Source organism: Halobacillus sp. BBL2006, assembly GCF_000786645.1.
Taxonomy (GTDB): Bacteria; Bacillota; Bacilli; order Bacillales; family Halobacillaceae; genus Halobacillus.
Genome location: NZ_JRNX01000133.1, coordinates 1 through 17,876, shown reverse-complemented (window position 1 = coordinate 17,876; position 17,876 = coordinate 1). Strand labels below are relative to the sequence as shown.

The 17,876-nt window shown below is 41.9% G+C and carries 21 protein-coding genes; 14 read left to right on the top strand and 7 right to left on the bottom strand.

Going from position 1 to position 17,876, the window contains the following annotated elements; translation table 11 throughout:
* Both LD39_RS04945 and LD39_RS04940 read right to left on the bottom strand, forming a co-directional pair.
* On the bottom strand, nucleotides 1–825 hold an 825-nt coding region (locus tag LD39_RS04945; RefSeq protein ID WP_081988310.1), incomplete at its 3' end, for an STAS domain-containing protein.
* Nucleotides 826–980: 155 nt separating this feature from the next.
* Nucleotides 981–1,544 (bottom strand): NADPH-dependent FMN reductase, encoded by a 564-nt coding sequence (locus LD39_RS04940; RefSeq protein WP_197061390.1) that lies wholly within the window; start codon nucleotides 1,542–1,544, stop codon nucleotides 981–983.
* Between the two features lie 127 nt (nucleotides 1,545–1,671).
* On the opposite strand from LD39_RS04940, the gene LD39_RS04935 reads away from it, so the two are divergent.
* The 6 genes from LD39_RS04935 (at nucleotide 1,672) to LD39_RS04915 (ending at nucleotide 6,491) form a co-directional block, all read left to right on the top strand.
* Nucleotides 1,672–2,157: a GNAT family N-acetyltransferase gene (locus tag LD39_RS04935; RefSeq protein ID WP_035543531.1), complete on the top strand. Its 486-nt coding sequence runs from the start codon at nucleotides 1,672–1,674 to the stop codon at nucleotides 2,155–2,157.
* 90 nt (nucleotides 2,158–2,247) lie between these two features.
* Nucleotides 2,248–2,403, top strand: coding sequence for a hypothetical protein (locus LD39_RS22980; RefSeq protein WP_197061389.1), 156 nt, complete (start codon nucleotides 2,248–2,250; stop codon nucleotides 2,401–2,403).
* A gap of 316 nt (nucleotides 2,404–2,719) precedes the next feature.
* Nucleotides 2,720–3,520 carry an SDR family NAD(P)-dependent oxidoreductase gene (locus LD39_RS04930; protein WP_035543529.1) on the top strand — a complete coding sequence of 267 codons (801 nt, stop codon included), beginning with the start codon at nucleotides 2,720–2,722 and terminating at the stop codon, nucleotides 3,518–3,520.
* Between the two features lie 29 nt (nucleotides 3,521–3,549).
* On the top strand, nucleotides 3,550–4,569 hold the full coding sequence (locus LD39_RS04925; protein ID WP_035543527.1) for a thiazole biosynthesis adenylyltransferase ThiF: 1,020 nt from the start codon (nucleotides 3,550–3,552) through the stop codon (nucleotides 4,567–4,569).
* Between the two features lie 3 nt (nucleotides 4,570–4,572).
* Nucleotides 4,573–5,082, top strand: a complete 510-nt coding sequence (locus tag LD39_RS04920) for a GNAT family N-acetyltransferase (RefSeq protein ID WP_035543525.1) — start codon at nucleotides 4,573–4,575, stop codon at nucleotides 5,080–5,082.
* A 254-nt stretch (nucleotides 5,083–5,336) separates the two neighbouring features.
* A complete protein-coding gene (locus LD39_RS04915; protein WP_081988308.1) occupies nucleotides 5,337–6,491 on the top strand; it encodes an AI-2E family transporter in 1,155 nt (384 codons plus the stop codon).
* 35 nt (nucleotides 6,492–6,526) lie between these two features.
* Here the strand turns inward: LD39_RS04915 and LD39_RS04910 are convergent, their stop codons facing one another.
* Nucleotides 6,527–6,985, bottom strand: a complete 459-nt coding sequence (locus LD39_RS04910) for an N-acetyltransferase (RefSeq protein ID WP_197061388.1) — start codon at nucleotides 6,983–6,985, stop codon at nucleotides 6,527–6,529.
* Nucleotides 6,986–7,084: 99 nt separating this feature from the next.
* Between LD39_RS04910 and LD39_RS22495 the strand changes: the two genes are divergently transcribed.
* The gene (locus LD39_RS22495; RefSeq protein WP_156112568.1) at nucleotides 7,085–7,225 is read left to right on the top strand and encodes a hypothetical protein; all 141 of its coding nucleotides are present in this window, start codon (nucleotides 7,085–7,087) and stop codon (nucleotides 7,223–7,225) included.
* Nucleotides 7,226–7,524: 299 nt separating this feature from the next.
* Here LD39_RS22495 and LD39_RS04900 read toward each other — a convergent pair whose 3' ends face one another.
* Nucleotides 7,525–8,481 carry a YeiH family protein gene (locus LD39_RS04900; RefSeq protein ID WP_052158734.1) on the bottom strand — a complete coding sequence of 319 codons (957 nt, stop codon included), beginning with the start codon at nucleotides 8,479–8,481 and terminating at the stop codon, nucleotides 7,525–7,527.
* Nucleotides 8,482–8,645: 164 nt separating this feature from the next.
* Here LD39_RS04900 and LD39_RS04895 point away from each other — a divergent pair, with 164 nt between their 5' ends.
* Together LD39_RS04895 and LD39_RS04890 are read left to right on the top strand one after the other, a co-directional pair.
* Nucleotides 8,646–9,542: a LysR substrate-binding domain-containing protein gene (locus tag LD39_RS04895; RefSeq protein ID WP_035543520.1), complete on the top strand. Its 897-nt coding sequence runs from the start codon at nucleotides 8,646–8,648 to the stop codon at nucleotides 9,540–9,542.
* Between the two features lie 61 nt (nucleotides 9,543–9,603).
* Nucleotides 9,604–10,071 (top strand): GNAT family N-acetyltransferase, encoded by a 468-nt coding sequence (locus LD39_RS04890; RefSeq protein ID WP_035543518.1) that lies wholly within the window; start codon nucleotides 9,604–9,606, stop codon nucleotides 10,069–10,071.
* Nucleotides 10,072–10,384: 313 nt separating this feature from the next.
* On the opposite strand, the gene LD39_RS04885 is transcribed toward LD39_RS04890, so the two are convergent.
* Nucleotides 10,385–11,596, bottom strand: coding sequence for an MFS transporter (locus LD39_RS04885; RefSeq protein WP_035543516.1), 1,212 nt, complete (start codon nucleotides 11,594–11,596; stop codon nucleotides 10,385–10,387).
* Nucleotides 11,597–11,709: 113 nt separating this feature from the next.
* Here LD39_RS04885 and LD39_RS04880 point away from each other — a divergent pair, with 113 nt between their 5' ends.
* The 4 genes from LD39_RS04880 to LD39_RS04865 all read left to right on the top strand — a co-directional run bounded on the left by LD39_RS04880 (nucleotide 11,710) and on the right by LD39_RS04865 (nucleotide 15,317).
* Nucleotides 11,710–12,582 carry a LysR family transcriptional regulator gene (locus LD39_RS04880; protein ID WP_035543513.1) on the top strand — a complete coding sequence of 291 codons (873 nt, stop codon included), beginning with the start codon at nucleotides 11,710–11,712 and terminating at the stop codon, nucleotides 12,580–12,582.
* Complete coding sequence (locus LD39_RS04875) at nucleotides 12,572–13,132, top strand: nucleotidyltransferase family protein (RefSeq protein WP_052158733.1); 561 nt, start codon at nucleotides 12,572–12,574, stop codon at nucleotides 13,130–13,132. The genes LD39_RS04880 and LD39_RS04875 overlap by 11 nt, the downstream gene beginning before the upstream one ends.
* An 83-nt stretch (nucleotides 13,133–13,215) precedes the next feature.
* Nucleotides 13,216–14,013 carry an STAS domain-containing protein gene (locus LD39_RS04870; RefSeq protein WP_052158732.1) on the top strand — a complete coding sequence of 266 codons (798 nt, stop codon included), beginning with the start codon at nucleotides 13,216–13,218 and terminating at the stop codon, nucleotides 14,011–14,013.
* 146 nt (nucleotides 14,014–14,159) lie between these two features.
* Entirely contained in the window at nucleotides 14,160–15,317 is a 1,158-nt protein-coding gene (locus tag LD39_RS04865; protein WP_035543508.1) for an acyl-CoA dehydrogenase family protein, read from the top strand.
* A 281-nt stretch (nucleotides 15,318–15,598) separates the two neighbouring features.
* On the opposite strand, the gene LD39_RS04860 is transcribed toward LD39_RS04865, so the two are convergent.
* The gene (locus LD39_RS04860; protein ID WP_035543505.1) at nucleotides 15,599–16,123 is read right to left on the bottom strand and encodes a type 1 glutamine amidotransferase domain-containing protein; all 525 of its coding nucleotides are present in this window, start codon (nucleotides 16,121–16,123) and stop codon (nucleotides 15,599–15,601) included.
* A gap of 25 nt (nucleotides 16,124–16,148) precedes the next feature.
* A complete protein-coding gene (locus tag LD39_RS04855) occupies nucleotides 16,149–16,553 on the bottom strand; it encodes a hypothetical protein (protein ID WP_035543503.1) in 405 nt (134 codons plus the stop codon).
* Nucleotides 16,554–16,733: 180 nt separating this feature from the next.
* Between LD39_RS04855 and LD39_RS04850 the strand changes: the two genes are divergently transcribed.
* The gene (locus tag LD39_RS04850) at nucleotides 16,734–17,636 is read left to right on the top strand and encodes a DUF1002 domain-containing protein (RefSeq protein ID WP_035543501.1); all 903 of its coding nucleotides are present in this window, start codon (nucleotides 16,734–16,736) and stop codon (nucleotides 17,634–17,636) included.
* Nucleotides 17,637–17,876: the final 240 nt, after the last annotated feature.

Here is a 17,876-nt window from a genome sequence, read left to right as displayed (position 1 = left end):
TTTATTCTTTTGTTTATTAATTGAATCCAAGGCGTGGCGCAGCTCTCCGAACGTTTCTAATTTTTCAAAGTTCATATTAGCCTGTACCGCTGCAGCAGCCATTTCCGTTTTTATCCCCGTAAGGATTGTCCTCGTGCCTAGAAGTTCAATCGTTTGAGTGAGATTATAAATGTCATTGATAAAAACTTGATTAAAGGTAGCTATTCCAGAAAAGTCTAGGAAAATCACACGCAGGCTGTAATCCTTGATTTTCTGCAACGTATTTTCCATGACCACTTCGAATCTCTCAGATGAAAATTCACCGACAAGAGGGACGACGGCCTGGGAATCATCGATGAGAACAACGGGAGTGGAGATAGAGTTCAGATTTCGTTCGAACTGTTCATGTTCTCTTTCTTTCAGTAGGTTATAGTTTTCTGTTGTGGCACGTATGGCGGCATCAAAGGCAAATACAATTTGTTCTGATACTTCCATTTCTTCTTCTACCTGAGCTTCATGAATTAAATCAGAGCCGCGCAGGTGTCTGAGTAGAGATAATCGGAAGACACACAATACATCGACGGTTTGCTTTAATAATAAACCTTGAGCGTAAAAATAATTCTCAGAATCATATCCAGGTTCTGCTGCATCGGTTTCCTCATCTGTACGGAGCAGACTTTTCGCTACCCGGTCTAACAGAGAACGGAGCATGTCGTAATGTTGGTTCAAGTCTTTCTTCGTGTATTTCAAAGTGAGTTCATCGAGTGTTGTAGGTAAAAGTTCATCGACCAGCATCGTTTGATTGTCATGAAAATATTCAGCCATTTTTTCATTCAAGTTCCTCAATGCGCTTCCTCCTATGTATAAGGTGCAGATTTATTTACCCTGGATTAATAATAGATAATCCCCCGCGCAAGGGGTTGAGTTTATTTTCAATATTCCCATCTCTATTTATGTTAAAACGAAAAAACTCCTAAGAGGAGCCTCTTAGGAGTTAACGGTTAAGATACACTTGTTTTCTCCCGGTTAGATGCAACGAAACGAATGAATTCATCGACGACGTCATCAATGAACTTAATCGTGCTTTCGTCTACAAGCTGACCGGACTCATCAACTTTATGTTGAACCTGGCCGACAAGAATTTCATTTCCAGGTAAAACACTTGCTCCCATTCCCGGGGCATTTAAAATTTGGCGAAGATGCATCTGTGCTCGGACTGTTCCGAGAACTCCCATCGTCGCCCCTGCAATGAAAGTTGGTTTTCCACTCATTTCTTTATTTCCTCGGGATAGCCAATCAAGTGCATTTTTCAAAACCCCTGGGATTGAATGGTTAAATTCAGGTGTCACAATGAGAAAAGCATCCACATCCGATAATTGAGCTTTGAAATTCTGAACGGAAGCTGGAGCTTCATTTTCAATATCCTGGTCATAATGGGCTAATTCACGGATAGGAACGATTTTGATATCCATGTGGTCTTTATAGCGATCACGAATGAACTTCGTCAACTTCATATTATATGAATCTTTACGAATACTTCCCACTAAAGCAGCAACTTTCAACATAAATTTGCGTCCTCCTTAGATAGTGAATCCTCTATCAATCATTATAAAAATCCAAAGAAACGGTTACGAATGATATGCTCATGTTTGCTATAATGTGGAAAAAGACTGGAAGAGGTGAAGCCAGGGAATGTCTGTACAATTGCAACCTTATGAGGAAAATTATAAAAACTCCATTCGGCATTTTTATTTACCAGAAGACCAGCTTTATTTTACGGCAATGCCGACAGAGTCCGTTGATTTAGCTGAGGGGGATCCTACCCGCCATCCGGTTACGATTTTAGCTGATGGAAAGCCTGTCGGAATGTTCGTCTTGCAGGACGGGCCAAGAGTCCAGGAATACACCCATCATAAAAATGCGCTATTATTAATCGCCTATATGATTGATCGTTCAGAACAAGGGAAAGGCTACGCGACTCACTCCTTAAGAAAACTCCCGAATTATATCCGTGAATATTTTCCTGAAATCTCTCATGTCGTGCTAGCTGTGAATATGAAAAATCATTCAGCACAAAGGGTATATCAAAAGTGTGGATTTGTTGACAAAGGGGAACGCAAGCTGGGTAAAAAGGGATGGCAGATGATATTAGAGCAATCATTTGAAAAAAACGTATAAATTATATTTTTTTCTTGCGTTTTCTACGTTTTACTAATAATATCAAGGGGAATCGTATTATAACCCCATAAGAAAAGGAGGTCCACCACGATGACTCTGCTCTATTCAAAAGCCCGTGAGCTGTTTGATGAGGACTTTAAGAACAGTCCGGAAGGCAAAGCGCAAGCCAAAACAAAAGGCATGAAGCGTACACGGTCTGGAAAGGTCTTATTCTCTTTCCGTAAGCAGAACAACAAGCGGAAATAACAGTATAAGTGGTGAAGGTAGCTATGAGAAGAAACAAAAAACGAATTAACATGTCGGAATACCTTAAAAAAGGAGTTCCGTGGATCAGCGCTCTAAGGGCAGACACTGTCACTTAAGCGCTGATTTTTTATGGGCATTTTTAGAGAAGTGTGCGGGTTTTCTTAAACAATCGACCAGGATTTAAAAATATCGACTTTCCATTCTTAAATAACTCCACAATATTCTAAAATAATTTTTTGTATTCTCAAATAACCCGTGGTATAGGTTTCATTTTACGGAGAAAAGGATACATGAAACGCTAAGGAGGCGAATCATTTTGACTATTTTTTCAAATGAAGCATTAAATAATCAACATATTCTTATTACCGGCGCTACAGGAGGAATTGGTTACGAAGCTGCTAAAGAAGTTGTTCGGGCTGGCGGAAATGTTGTGGTTACGGGGCGTAATGAAGAAAAATTATCAGCACTAAAAAACGAATGTGCTACGATTAATAAACAGGCAGCGATCGATGTGTGCGTAGCGGATTTGAATGATCCAGAAGATCGCGGCAGGCTGGTGGCTGAGGCTGTTGAAAAATCCGGAAAAATCACCGGTCTGGTGAATTCTGCCGGGATCATCGGCGGAAGGCCACTTGACCAGATGACGGAAGATGACCTTCGTTCAGTCATGGAACTCAATTATTTTTCCACGGTCATGCTAACACAGGAAGTTTATCAACATATGAAGAAGCAGAAGAAGGGGGCAATCGTGAATCTTTCTTCTTTATCAGGGCTTCGTGGCACTCACAGCAATATCGCTTATAGTGCTTCTAAATTTGCAGTGACTGGCTTTACCCAATCATTTGCGTTGGAAGCGATTGAGTACAACATTCGTGTGAATGCCGTATGTCCGGGATATGTAGATACGGCTATGGGACAGCAAGCGATCAAGAATAAAGGTGAGCGGGAAGGACGCAGCTATGAAGAGCAGCGGGAACTCGCAGAGAAAGGGATCCCATCAGGGAAGTTGAGCACACCGGAGGAAGTGGCACGCTCAATCGTTTATCTACTATCTGATGCCTCAGAAAACATTGTAGGCGAATCATTGAAAATATCCGGGGGAAGCGTTATGCGGTAATTTTTGTGGAAAAGGGAGTGAGGTTTGCTATGCTTTCAGAGCGTTACTCTAGACAACAACTTTTCAAACCCATAGGAGAAAAAGGCCAGCAGCAACTATCAGAAAAGCATGTGTTAATTATTGGTGCAGGGGCTCTTGGTACAAGCAGCTCTGAGCAGCTAGTCCGTGCAGGAGTAGGCCGTCTGACCATCGTGGATCGGGATTACGTCGAAGTAAGTAATCTGCAGCGTCAGCAGCTTTTTTCTGAGAAAGATGCCCTTGAGCGGTTACCAAAAGCAGAGGCTGCTAAAAAACGCTTATCAGAAATCAATTCAGATGTTTGCGTCATATCAAAAGTAGAGGATGTCCAGAGGGAGGAACTGGAAGGTTTAATCCAGGGTGTGGACCTGATTTTAGATGCGACTGATAATTTTGAAACTAGGATGCTCATCAACGACATGTCTCAAAAACATCAGGTCCCATGGATTTACGGGGCATGTGTAGGAAGTCATGGAATGAGCTATACCATCATCCCCGGGATCAGTCCTTGCCTGAATTGTCTCATGGAAACCGTACCACTTGGAGGGGCTACCTGTGATACGGTCGGAGTGATTAGTCCGGCTGTTCAAATGGTTACTGCACACCAGGTCACCGAAGCCTTGAAACTTTTAGTCGGTGATACTCAATCTCTCTATGAAAAGTTAATCACATTTGACTTATGGAATCATCACTATACAGGGATAAAAGTATCCAGAGCGAAGAATCCAGAGTGCCCTTCCTGCGGTTCCAATCGTACGTTCCCTTTCTTATCTGCTGAGAATCAAACGAAAACGGCTGTTCTTTGTGGAAGGGATACTGTACAGATCCGTCCGTCAATGCATAAAAATCTTGATTTGAATGAACTGAGAGAACGACTAAAAGGCGGAGAAATCAAGCAGAACCCGTTTCTATTATCTTATGAAAATAATTCCTTCCGGATGGTGTTCTTCACAGATGGCAGGGTCCTTGTTCATGGAACAAAGGATGTTAATGAAGCCAAATCGCTATTTCATAGAATCGTTGGAGGGTAAGAGATGATTACAGTAGAAAAAGCAGGGCGGGAACATGTGAAAGGAATCATCGACGTATGCACCAAAGGATATTGGTTCACCTATCAAGAAACGCATTCTGCAGAGTACATACGACGAGTAGTAAACGAGTTTTATAATGAAGAACGTGTGATGAGGGAAGTAACAGAGACAACAAGGGATTGGGGAGGCTACTTTGTCGCTCTTGATGGAGGAAATGTTGTCGGAGCCTGCGGGGGCGGGATGACAGGAGAAACAATAGGCGAAATTTTTGTCCTTTACATCGATCCTCAGCGGAGAAATGAAGGAATCGGCAGTGCTTTACTGCATGCACTTACTCAGCAGCAGCATGAATACGGAGCGATCGAACAATGGGTGTCTGTTCAAAAAGGAAATATTAAAGGCATTCCCTTTTATCAAAGAAGGGGTTTTAAAGAAAAAGGTATTCAGCAAGGGTACGCCAATAAAGAAGAAGAATCATATCTCTCTATCCGTTTTGCTAGGCCGTTAGTTTGACTCGTGTTTGCCATCCTCTCAATTCGGGAACTATGGATAATAACTACATCTCTAAGAGGAGGCTCATAAATGGGACGTTTAATTAAACGCGTAATGAAGTATGGACCGATCGTTTATCCACTAATTAAGAAATTCATGCGGAAACGCAGAGGAAGATATTAGAAACGGTGCCTATTAAGATAGGCACTTTTTTTCCGCATTATGGTAAACTTATACATAGAGAAGCTTCTGATTAGCACGAAGGAGATATGCTTATGAATCGCTGGGATTCTACACCAATCATCCGCTTTTTTGGAGGTCGGAAATTACTTTACATACTAGGTGTTCTGTTGATTATTGGATTGAATATCCTTGTCTATGCGCAAGTCGGTTTTATCTTTCATCCCTTGCTCGTTTTTATTGAAACTGTAGCACTGCCCATTATTTTAACTGTAGTCGTTTACTACTTGTTGAGACCTATCATCAATTTGATGGAGTCTTGGAGGATCAAACGGATTTGGGCAATACTGATTACCTTACTGATTGTCGTAGGGCTAATCACCCTGTTGATTGTTTTGATCATTCCTTTCTTAGAAAAGCAGTTCGTCAGTCTTGCAGAAGAATTGCCGAGATATTTACGTGATTTGATTAATACAATGGACCAGTGGCTGCGTGACTCCTTTTTGGGAAGTTACTACAGTAACTTATTTCAAGACGTGGATGGATTACTGAATCAATTGCCAGACTTGGGGAATTACGCTACACAAACGGTTGAAGGCATTACCGTTTTCATCACCACAGTGACAAACGTAATCATCGCTCTTATCACTCTTCCATTCATTCTTTTCTATCTGCTGAAAGATGGGCACAAGCTGCCTGCGAAGATTATCAGTTTGTTTCCGCCAAAAGTGAGGACGGAAGTTGACAGTATTTTTAGAGGCATCGATCACCAGTTAAGTGCTTATATTCAGGGTCAGATCATTGTCAGTTTTTGCATTGGTGTCATGATGTATATTGGATTTTTAATCATCGGACTGGATTACGCACTGTTGCTCGCTGCTATTGCAAGTGTGACAAGTGTCGTCCCTTATCTCGGACCGATGATCGCGATTACCCCAGCGTTAATCATTTCTATTGTAACTTCGCCGTTTATGGTTTTGAAACTGGCGTTCGTGTGGACCGTTGTTCAACTGCTTGAAGGAAAGTTCATTTCACCACAGATCATGGGAAAAAGCTTGCATATTCATCCAGTTACGATTATTTTCGTATTATTGACAGCGGGTCATTTATTCGGAGTGATTGGTATCATATTGGCTATACCAGGGTACGCTATTTTGAAAGTATTCGTCTCCCATATGTTTTGCTGGTTCCAGCGAAGGTATAATCGTTTTACGGAAGAAGAAGACCAATACCAAATTCCAGAAAAATAGAAGAGGAGCAGCTGCTCCTCTTCTATTTTTGTTTCTTATTCTATGGGTGAACATTCCATCTGAGTGATGGTCACACCTGGGGCTACTTCTACTTCATCTGTATGATGGAACCCATGCTTTTTGTAGAGTTCAATGGCTGGAGTATTCTTTGCTCCGGTTTGAACAATTATTTTATGACTCGGATGGGCGTCTCTTAAGAATGAAAGCAAACATTGTCCCACCCCTTTTCGGAAATGATCAGGGTCGACCATCAAACGGTTAATATAAATCCGATCGTTCGTTTCTTCATAAGAAAGTACGCCAACGAGCTCCTGCTCGAGAATACATCCAATGAAGGTTTCATTAGAATCCATGATCGCTTCCTTGGAATCTTGTAATGGAGGTAAATCTTCAAAATCAATCAGCTCAGCTTCGATTTTATATGAACGAAGTTGAATATCAAAAATGTTGCCAGCAGTCTCTGATTGGGTATGTTGGATGAAGCGGATGTCCACCAAATCATATCCTTTCTCTATAAGGTTTCTATAATATTCCATGTGGGCTGCGTTTATATATTATTTATTCTAACAAAAATCGACAGGAGTGTGGGTTCGATGAGTTATGTAGCGAAAATGAGAGCTTCAATCGGGCATGAAACGTTGTTCACGGTGGGATGCGGAGTCATTATAGAAAAAGACGAGCATATTCTGTTACAACACCGCTCGGACCTGGATAAATGGTATGAACTGGGTTGATTCAGAATGGGAGAAGTGACGTTTCCTCAAAATAAAGCCTCCATTCAACCTCTGAAATCCTTAGGGTTTTATAAGGAAGGAATTTTGAGAGGTTATTTATATCAACGGCAGAAAAATCATGATGCTTACGTGTTTTCCCTGCTGAAAATAGAATATGCTAGATGATAGAAAAACAGTCCACTCGAGAAGGGCGGACTGCTTTATTTTTGGAGAATACAATTGTTGAAGAATAGAACCTAACCTGAAGGGAAAGTACCCTAACTAAGAATTAAAACTTCCCGTGCGAAAAAAGAAGCCTCTTAAACCATCCAATACGTAATTAATGATAGCAGTACCGAAGTAATCATTAATAAGAGCATGGGTTTCAATGCTTTCTGTCTAACATCTTTTACACTAACACTAAGACCAAGTCCGACCATCGCCATGGTCAGTAGAAAAGAGGTCATTGTAGAGATCCCATTCATCATCTCGTCTGATATAACGAAAAAGCGCCCCTCTATATAACTCCCAAACAAGCTCATCAGAATGAAGCCAATTAAAAACCAGGGAAATGTGATTTGGTTCCCTTCTTCTTGTTTCCCTTTCCTTTTCATGACCCAGATTAAGAGCAAACTAAGCGGGACTAATAGAAAGACTCGTCCCAGTTTTCCTAGCAACGCCATGCCCAAACCGTCTTCCCCGGCAGGCGCCCCGGCTAAAGCGACATGGGCCACTTCATGTAGACTAAGCCCTACCCACATGCCATAAGCTTCAGCGTCAAATGGAAGGAGCGGGCGAATGATTGTATAACCCACAGCAAATAATGTTCCAACGATGGAAATAATACCCGCACTTATAGCGGTATCTTCCTCCTTCGCTTTCAGGATGGGGGAGACAGCAGCAATCGCTGATGCTCCACAAACACCGGTTCCGATACCGAGCAAAACCGAGAGCGAATCATCGGCTTTAAATAAACGAGCTAATAATATCATAAGACCGATAGAAAAACAGATCACTAGAAAATCTCTAAGCAAGAGAGGCGCTCCCTCTTGTAAGATGACTCCGATATTCAGTTTCAAACCAAACAGGATAATCGCCAATCGCAGCAATTTTTTCGCGGAAAATTGAATGCCATTGCGAATAGGTTCTGGATAGCCGAAGAAATGACGGTAGAAGACAGCCAAGAGAATAGCTACAGCTAGTGGTCCGATTTTATTGATATAAGGCAGGGAAGCAAGTATGAATCCTGCCCAAGCCAAGACCGCTGTAAATCCCATTCCTAATAGAAGCGGTCGGTATGATTGTATTCGTGATGATAGCAATTTGATTCACCTTTCGTTCCTTTTTGCACCTCTTACACTATACGTCCACACTTAACATTAGTAAAATAAAACTTTATAATATCAATTATTAATAATATTAATGATAAAGGGTGAAACCTATGGATTTTGAAGCGATGAAAACATTCGTAACTGCTGTGGATTTGCAAAGCTTTACAAAGGCTTCTCAACGTCTGAACCTATCTCAGCCTACCGTCAGCTTTCATATCAAAAGTTTAGAGAATTATTTCAATTCGACTCTGATTGATCGATCACCCAAACGATTCAAGATTACTCAGACAGGAGAGCTCGTTTACCAGAGAGCGAAGCAAATCTTAGCAGTCATTGATAAGGCTAAGAACGAAGTGTATGAATTTCAAAATCAAATGCGTGGGAATATCCATATTGGTGCAAGTTACACGGTAGGGGAGTATATTTTACCTTCTATATTGAAAGTGTTTGATGAGTTATATCCTGACGTTGATCTTCATGTAAGAATCGCCAATTCAGAACGGATTAACCGTGCTATTCAGCTGCACGAATTGGATGTAGGTTTAGTTGAGGGACAAGTGAACCATCAAGGATTGGCTTCCACACCTTTCTCTGAGGATGAAATGGTTGTCATTGTTCCTCCCGGCCATCCAATCCGGGATCACGATTCTGAATCGTTTCAGCCTATTCAAAATCAAACCTGGATTTCGCGGGAAGTCGGTTCGGGCACTAGGGCTATGCTTGATTTAATGATGGATTCTTACAATATTTCTCCAAAGAAACTGATTACGATTGGAAGTAACCATGGAGTTGTGCAGGCAGTGAAAGAAGGGTTAGGGTTTTCGTTTATTTCCAAGACCGTCGTGGAAAATACGGGTGCTGAGAACCTTATCGTCCGTTTGCCTTATATTAAACCGATGACGCGCTACTTTTCCATCGTCACTCCTGAGAATAAAGAAGAGATATCCAAAAATGTCAAGGTTTTCGTTGATCAATTGACAAAATTATACTCATTAAAATTGTCATAAAATAATAAAATTCACTCATGAATTTTTCTGTTATGATGGGGGTGATGAGAGAAGGGATTGTATGGAACTACGCCGATATCGTCCGGACGATTTAAGAGAAATCCTGAGCTTGATTCAGGAAACAATTCATGGGGTGAATAGCTGTGATTATGATGAACAACAAATCAGAGCTTGGGCTGAAGGATTCAAGAATTTGGCCAAATGGCAAAAGCGTCTAGCCTATTCAGAAACCTGGGTAGCGGTTCAAGGTAAACAATTGATAGGGATATCCAGTTTGCTGGAAGAAGAGTTGTTGGATCTCTTGTTTGTCCACAAGAATTTCCAGCATCAAGGGGTTGCTGGGAAATTACTGAAATGCATGGAAAAACAAGTGATTCAAGCAGACAGAGTTCTTCTGAAGACCGAAGCTAGTTTGACGGCTAAACCTTTTTTCACTGCTCGAGGATTTGAAGAGTTAGAGGAACAAACGAAGATGATTCGAGGAATACCCATTAAAAATTTTCGAATGTGTAAAAAGCTGAATAGATGAACCTCTTAAAGGGTATTGAGGACTATACCTAATAAATGAAACGTTTTCTCGGACCCGGACGTATTACAGATATCGAAACGAAATGGTGTGGTTTCGAGCCAAATCTTTTTTCAAACACTGAGGTGAAATCATGAAGAGCCTAGACCAGATTGTCGAATACTTAAAGACGCTGGGAGTAGAAGTGGAGAAGGTTTACAAAGCACCGAAGGAAGAGACGAGATAAGCAGAGCAGAGAGTTCTTCAATCACAATTGAATACGATTCCATATTCCAATAAAGAAGGTATGTTTCCTGTGCAGAAACATACCTTCTCGTTATGCGGTTTTTTGTTTTGTGATTTCAATAAATAATGGGTTTCTGGATTGCAGGAAAGCCCAAACTATACCAAGCAGCACAGGTACAAGCATAAAGAGAAATACATAATTCGCTCCATAGGAAGCTGCGAAATAGCCGAAAATTGGTCCTGTGATAACGACCGAAGCTTGATTGCATAGCATGCGGAAGCTCGACATCCGTCCGTGAAACTCTTTCTCAGTTGCCATTTGCTGGACGGACTGCAAAAGTGCGCGCACTAAAGAAGTACCTACACCTACACATACAACACCTATAAAAGCCAACAGAGTCTGGTTGGTTACCCCCATCACGAATAAACCTAAAGCCATAGTTAATAGAGACCAAATGGCTAAATGGTTTTTGCATTTCATCCACCACCAAGTCCCCAGGAGCCCTGCTGTGATTCCTCCTACAGAAAATGTTGCATCTAACAGCCCGTATATTGTAGAGGATTGTTGTAAATAGCCACTGGTGTACACGGATAGGAATCCAAGTGTCGTGTGGAAGGTGAGTTGGCCGAGCATCATCATTACAAACAGGCCATACAACATTCGATGATTCTTCAAGTACACGAACCCTTCTTTTAACTCCTTCCAAAAAGAGGAGGAAGTAGAAGCAGCTGTCCTTGGCTGAGGTTCGTATGAGAGAAGGGAGATGGAGATCCATGCTCCGGCATACAGACCAATGACCACCATCAAAGATGTTTCCACTGCTAACCATCCAGACAAAAGCCCTCCAATGCCGGCGCCGACCAAGCTTCCCCCAATGGTAGATGATCCAGATAAAGAAAATATTCGTGGCAGCGCTTCTTTACGAAATACTTCAGCGACAAGTGCTTGGAGTGAGGGGCGGAATAGGGAGCCTGCGGTCTGGAGAATCATGTGCGTCCCTATCATGACCCAAGGGTAAATCCAATTCAGGAGAAAAGCTCCAAAAAGCACGATTAAGAAAAGAATGCTTGTTCCCCCCGCTATAATAGCGAGAAGTTTACGGTTGTAACGGTCGACAATGACACCAAAGACTAGATTCGAGAATAATCCGGGTAAAAACCCGAAACTGACAAAAAGGCCAGTGTAGAGAGCATCATTCGTCCATTGAAACAAAAACCAGGTAATAAGTACAAAATACATCGCTCTTCCACATTCATATAGAAAATAGCCGGATAGCAGACGGAAAGTTTGGAGCCGGTTCATGTTCAAACCTTCTTTCGTTATTAGCTAATATTATCATATACCAAATTTAGGAATAAGGATAATATTGAGTTATTATAAAAAGTGATAAGCAATAGTTATTGAGGGGTGGAAAAGTGAAAATTGAAGATTATCGCTTGTTAGTAGAGCTCAAAAAATATGAAACCATCCGATCGACGGCGAAAAAAATACTTATCTCTCAGCCAGCAATTACTCAACGATTAAAGTATATTGAAGACTATTTTGGAGGCAGGATTTTTTTGCGGACGCCTAAGCAGCTCGTGCCAACGGCGTTTGGTGAGGTTATCCTTGAGCACGCCATGAACGTCTTGAAAAACGAAGATGTTTTACGCAACAGGCTGTCTCAGGTCAGCGCAGGTGTTTCAGGCACACTTTCAATTGGGGCCTCTTCGCTTTTCAGCCAATATTTCTTACCGGAAGTATTAGAAGTGTTTACGGGAAAGTATCCTGACGTTACCGTTGATCTTGTAACAGGTGTAAGCGAAGAAATCCGCCAGTCCTCGGATGATTTTCATGTAAGTGTTGTAAGAGGAGAGCCTATCAAAAATTATACCTGCAAGAAGTTATTCAGTGATCCTCTTCACTTGTTCGATACGATGCCTTTGGATAAAGGAGAAGAGCGCCCCTTTATTGAATTCAAGAGTGACCCAGGTTTTCAACGATTATTAGAAAGCTGGATGAGCAGCCAAAAGCATATCCGCTTCAGACGATCTATGAAAGTTGATCACTTCGAAACAGCCAAACAAATGATGAAGCGAGGTCTAGGCATGACCGTTCTTCCCGAAAGTATTAGTTTAAAAGAAAAGGCTACGTACGATCATCTTCCATTATTGGAAGGAAATCGACCTTTTTCACGTGAAACATGGGCATGTATGAAATCGGAAATGAACCAACTGCCGCAGGTTCGTGCTTTTATGGATCATATAATGGCGAAAAATGTCTGGAAGGAGGAGAAGGATGGAGCATAAACTGATTAACATTGTACACGATCATCCATACTTGACCCGTCTTTTCGATGTGTGTGATTCTCACTTTTCAAACTATTACATCGGAGCCGGTGTTATTACTCAAACCGTATGGAACCATCTTCACGGATACCCTCTCACCTATGGAATCGGTGATGCTGACATCATTTACTACAATTCAGAAGAGGACAAAGATCGAATAAAAGAAAAGCAGATAGAATCTGTCATAAAAGCCGAATTAGCCACGTTTCCTTTTGACATTGATGTGACGAATGAAGCATTCGTCCATCATTGGTATGAGCAGAAATTCCAGAAACGGATTTCACCTTATTCTTCCTGTGAAGAAGCGATCGAGTCATGGCCAACGACAGCATCGGCTGTAGGCGTCCGTCGTAAGAGGAACGGTTATGATGTTTGCGCTCCATTTAGTTTGCAGGATTTATTTCACATGGTCATTCGTCCTAATAAAGCCCTGGTAACAGAAGAAGTCTACTATAATAAAGCAAGAAAATGGAAAGCCAAATGGCCTAAGCTCCAAGTGATCCGCTGGTAGTATCCTTTTGCTACCATTGGATATTTTTATCGATTCATTTTATTATAATAGTATTCATTCATATCAAAAGGGGATTGTTTGCCATGAATCAACTATCATTTGATAAATTAGAAGAAATTCAACAGAATGAATTCATTAAAGCAGCCATTGACCGTGTTGGGGCTGGAGTTGTTATTACAGACCCTGAACAAGAGGATAACCCGATGATCTATTGCAACAAGGGATTTGAAGAATTGACAGGCTACTCTTCATCTGAAATCCTAGGTAGAAACTGCCGTTTCCTGCAAGGAGAGGACACGAGCTCTACACAAGTGGAAAAAATCCGTACAGGCTTAAAAGAAGGTCATTCTGTTCAAGTAGAGTTAAAAAACTACCGTAAAGACGGGTCAATGTTCTGGAATGAATTGCAAATCTTTCCGGTTTATTTAGAAAAAATGGATCAGATATTCTTTGTTGGAGTGCAAAAAGATGTAACCCATCGTCGCCAACAAGAAGAGCTGATCGGACACTATCTTTCAGAAGTAAAGCGTTTATCCACTCCGATCGTTCCTGTAGAGAACGGGATCTCCGTTCTGCCGTTAGTTGGAACAGTAGATGATGAACGCCTGCATCAAATGCTGGACGCGGTCAGTCATCATGTTAAAGAATCGAAAGAAGATTATTTGATTCTGGATATGTCTGCTGTTCATTCCTACAATGAAGATGTACATATGGGAATATATCAAATGAATCAACTGCTGGATTTGATGGGAACGACCCTTGTGATTACAGGGATAAATCCCTCTTTTGCTATACAAAGTGCTCCTTATGCCGACTTCAGTGAGCTATCATTACAGACTTATGCGTCTGTCAAACAAGCTCTGCAAGCTATCCAAATATAACTCTATCCCGACATCATACCGGTGTCGGGATTGTTTATGGTTAAAAAAGGGTAATCTATTCTACATTGGATCCACGGAAAGAGATTGGTGAAAAGCCTACCCGTTTGGTATGATTTAAACTAAAGATGAATGCAGGAGTGAATCGAATGATAGATGTGTTTGAAGCTTGGATAAAAAATGATCGACACCAGCGCTTATTTGAAAAAGCGGAAAGGATTGCTGAAGAAGCCAGAGACCATGTGAAAGAAACAGACCGGAATGCAGTATTTTCCCCTAAAACATTAAAGGTCATCAAACAGGAAGGTTATCCTTCTTTAACGTTACCCGTGGGATATGGGGGGGAAGACCTGTCGTTATATGAGTTTCTTTTGCTTCAGGAAAGAATTGCAGAAGGGGATGGAACTGTTGCTCTGTCCATAGGCTGGCATTTAGGAATTATGATGGAACTTAGCCAAGATCAGCTATGGAAAGAGAAGCAGTTTGACCGGATTGCAAAAGAGGTGGCTGACGAGCAGAAGGTCGTAAATCGGGCAGCAACAGAGCCTGCCACAGGAAGCCCGACCCGAGGTGGAGTGCCTGAAACGAAAGCCGTACGTAATGGTGATGAGTATATTCTTACAGGCCGGAAGACGTTTACCTCGATGGCTGATCATTTAGACTATTATATCGTATCGGCATACGTAGATGATTTGGATACCGTCGGCTGGTTCCTCATCGATCGTCATCAACCTGGGGTGTCTGTCGAGAAAACGTGGGATACCTTAGGTATGCGTGGAACTGAAAGTGACGATTTAGTTTTGAACGAAGTTGAACTGAATGTCGAGGATCTCGTAGAAGTGAAGTCAGAAGGTAAACCTTCGCCGAAAGGTTGGCTTTTGCATATTCCTGCTTGTTATTTGGGGATTGCCGTAGCGGCAAGGAATGATGCCATTAAATTTGCCAAGAATTTTCAGCCGAATAGTTTGAATACACCGATTGCTGAAGTAGCTCACATTAAAGACAAGATTGGAGAAATGGAATGGAAACTGCTTCAGGCACACTCTTTCATGTATGCCACAGCCAAGAAATGGGATCAAGAACCTCACCAGCGTAAGCATATGGGACCAGAGCTGGCCGCTGTTAAACTAGCGGTTACAAATGTTGCCACAGAAGTCGTAGATTTGGCCATGCGTATTGCTGGAGGACGTGGATTATCGAAGCAGTATTCTTTTGAAAAATATTATAGGGATGTAAGGGCAGGGTTGCATAACCCACCAATGGATGATGCAGTTGTCAGTATGCTGGCGAAACGTGCTATAGAATAAAATATAAGAGGGTACCCGTTATGGGTACCCTCTTATTAATTGATCTTATTTTTAGGCATCCAGTTCGTACGTCGCTAAACAGTCGCCTCCACACTTGGGCCCTCAGGAGGAGGGTCAGTTCGACGTTGCAACAGGATGTTGTGTTAGTAGTCGAACTTCATCTGTTATCCGGTTTCGAGGGGCAGACCTTAGGGACATAAGCACTCCACCTCTGTGAAGAAAGATTACTTCACTGAGGTGATTCGCTTATTCTCGTCAGGTCTACCAGCCCCACTCCACACTTAATTATCAGCGAGTAAGTCGGCGAATGCTTTTGCGTAAGGTGGTAAATCAGGCGGCCTGCGGGCAGAGACGATGTGTTCGTCCTGTACAACGGCTTCGTCATACCATGTAGCACCGGCATTTTTCATGTCATCTTTGATGCCTGGAGTGCTTGTTACTTTACGCCCTTGTAAAATGTCAGCGGAAATAAGAACCCAGCCAGCATGACAAATTTGACCGATCGGTTTTCGTTGTTCATCCATGTGGCGGACCATTTCAAGTACCTTGTCATAACGGCGGAGTTTATCCGGTGACCAGCCGCCGGGAACGAGAATACCATCATAATCGGCTGGATTGATATCATCAAAAGCGTAGTCAGCTTTTGCAGGTACACCGTATTTACCACCATATTCTTTTCCGGCTTCTTCTCCGACGAGGTGAACAGTCGCTCCCTCTTCCTGAAGGCGGAGCAGCGGGTACCATAGTTCTAAATCTTCAAAGTCTTGGCTGACAAGTGCAATCACTTTCTTATTTTCTAAACGCATATCGATCCTCCTTTAGATTTGCTGATTATAGTGTATCAAACCCTTTTTGGCGATTCGAATGTTTAGATACAACGAGGACCCACCAGATGAGTATGGGCTGGAATAATGGACGAATCCACAAGGCTGTCAATGAAGTTTCTTCACTCCAAGGTGCCGGGATTCCATAGATGGCCGCGTAAATATTCGCGGGTAAGACAATGATCAGAAAAGCGGCAGTGGCGAACCCTGCTGCTCTCCTTGTTTGCGGGAAGACAAGAAGAAGGGCCAGCAGCCATTCCGTAATGCCCGTTACATAAATAATGACAAGCTTAAGTGGAACCCAGTCCGGAAGCATCCTGGCAAATCCGTGATCATAAATAAAATGAGTGACACCAGCATAAAACAAGGCAACGGAAAAAATATAAAGTCCTATCGCTCTAAATATTTTCATAGGTTCACTTCCATTCAAAAAAGGATTGAAACTTTTGAATGACATCAATCGTACATACATGGTAGTCCTTAGGAAATGATTCAAAGTGTTGATGTTCATTCTGTTAAGTAAGGTATAATAGGCGTTAAGTTTAGCATAAGGTTAAACGGAATTTGATTCTACCATAAGGGGTCGAGATGTATGAAAAAAAGAATAAGTCTTCTAGTACTCGTCATGCTTCTTATTTCTAGTGTGATTGGATCCAAGGTAAGTTTTGCTTCTACTGGAGATCAAGGCATGAATGAAAAACTTGGATTGCCAATTGTCGTCTATGGAGAAGCTTTATCTGATTCACAAAAGGCTGAAGTAGCAGACCTGTTGAAGGTCGATCAGCATGACCAGGTGGATGAGTTCACTGTCAATGGACAGGATTTAGCGAACTATATCGGAGGAAATCCGAATTCTAATATGTATTCATCAGTGAAGATCCTTCACAAGGATAATGGAGAAGGTCTCACGATAGATATTGTAACACCAGATAACATCACACAGGTAACAAAAGAAATGTATTCAAATGCCCTCCTTACAGCAGGTGTTGAAAATGCAGAAGTACTTGTTGCCTCCTCTGTAAAAGTAAGTGGACACTCTGCACTTACAGGTATTTATAAAGCCTATGATGCCAAAGGCGTTAAGCTGGATGAGGATCGTATGCAAGTTGCAAGTGAAGAGCTGGATGTAGCGACTTCTCTTGCCGAAGAAGAGGGAGTCGACAAGGATAAAATCAGCGAACTGCTGACGGAAATTAAAAAGGCGATTGCCGAGCAAGATCCAGCTACTCGCGAAGAAGTTGAAAAAATTGTTGAAGAGCAACTGCAGTCTTTGAATATTGAACTTAGCCCGGAAGATCGTCAGCGGTTGACTGACTTGTTTGAACAGATGCGTAATCTCAATATTGATTTCGATCAAGTACGAAATCAGTTAGACGATTTGACTGGAAGCATCCAAGATATAATTAATGATGATGGCTTCTGGAACAGCTTGAAATCAGCTGTGCAGAACTTTTTCCGTTCATTAAGCAACTTTATTTCATCTTTATTTAATTAGAGGCTATATTAAACGGTAGATTTGTTTTTTGTGATAGATTAATTACAGTAATATACTACTGAAGGTTATTCAGCAAACGTGCAGAATTCTGGAAGACTCGATTCCGAGGTGTTTCTCGGGTCCTTTACTGGTATGTGAAGGAGGTGGTCGGGGAAATAACTCACTTTCCGTGGGCGTACGGAGAGCCTCCTCAGGCTGCGCCGAAGCCACTGAAAAAGTGTTGTATTAACAGAAAGGTAG

Coding starts and splice junctions, on each gene's coding strand:
- LD39_RS04940 (WP_197061390.1), bottom strand. CDS start 1,544: ATGTTGAAAGTTGCTGCTTTAGTGGGAAGTATTCGTAAAGATTCATAT.
- LD39_RS04935 (WP_035543531.1), top strand. CDS start 1,672: ATGTCTGTACAATTGCAACCTTATGAGGAAAATTATAAAAACTCCATT.
- LD39_RS22980 (WP_197061389.1), top strand. CDS start 2,248: ATGACTCTGCTCTATTCAAAAGCCCGTGAGCTGTTTGATGAGGACTTT.
- LD39_RS04925 (WP_035543527.1), top strand. CDS start 3,550: ATGCTTTCAGAGCGTTACTCTAGACAACAACTTTTCAAACCCATAGGA.
- LD39_RS04920 (WP_035543525.1), top strand. CDS start 4,573: ATGATTACAGTAGAAAAAGCAGGGCGGGAACATGTGAAAGGAATCATC.
- LD39_RS04915 (WP_081988308.1), top strand. CDS start 5,337: ATGAATCGCTGGGATTCTACACCAATCATCCGCTTTTTTGGAGGTCGG.
- LD39_RS22495 (WP_156112568.1), top strand. CDS start 7,085: ATGAGTTATGTAGCGAAAATGAGAGCTTCAATCGGGCATGAAACGTTG.
- LD39_RS04900 (WP_052158734.1), bottom strand. CDS start 8,481: ATGGGATTTACAGCGGTCTTGGCTTGGGCAGGATTCATACTTGCTTCC.
- LD39_RS04895 (WP_035543520.1), top strand. CDS start 8,646: ATGGATTTTGAAGCGATGAAAACATTCGTAACTGCTGTGGATTTGCAA.
- LD39_RS04890 (WP_035543518.1), top strand. CDS start 9,604: ATGGAACTACGCCGATATCGTCCGGACGATTTAAGAGAAATCCTGAGC.
- LD39_RS04885 (WP_035543516.1), bottom strand. CDS start 11,596: ATGAACCGGCTCCAAACTTTCCGTCTGCTATCCGGCTATTTTCTATAT.
- LD39_RS04875 (WP_052158733.1), top strand. CDS start 12,572: ATGGAGCATAAACTGATTAACATTGTACACGATCATCCATACTTGACC.
- LD39_RS04870 (WP_052158732.1), top strand. CDS start 13,216: ATGAATCAACTATCATTTGATAAATTAGAAGAAATTCAACAGAATGAA.
- LD39_RS04865 (WP_035543508.1), top strand. CDS start 14,160: ATGATAGATGTGTTTGAAGCTTGGATAAAAAATGATCGACACCAGCGC.
- LD39_RS04860 (WP_035543505.1), bottom strand. CDS start 16,123: ATGCGTTTAGAAAATAAGAAAGTGATTGCACTTGTCAGCCAAGACTTT.
- LD39_RS04855 (WP_035543503.1), bottom strand. CDS start 16,553: ATGAAAATATTTAGAGCGATAGGACTTTATATTTTTTCCGTTGCCTTG.
- LD39_RS04850 (WP_035543501.1), top strand. CDS start 16,734: ATGAAAAAAAGAATAAGTCTTCTAGTACTCGTCATGCTTCTTATTTCT.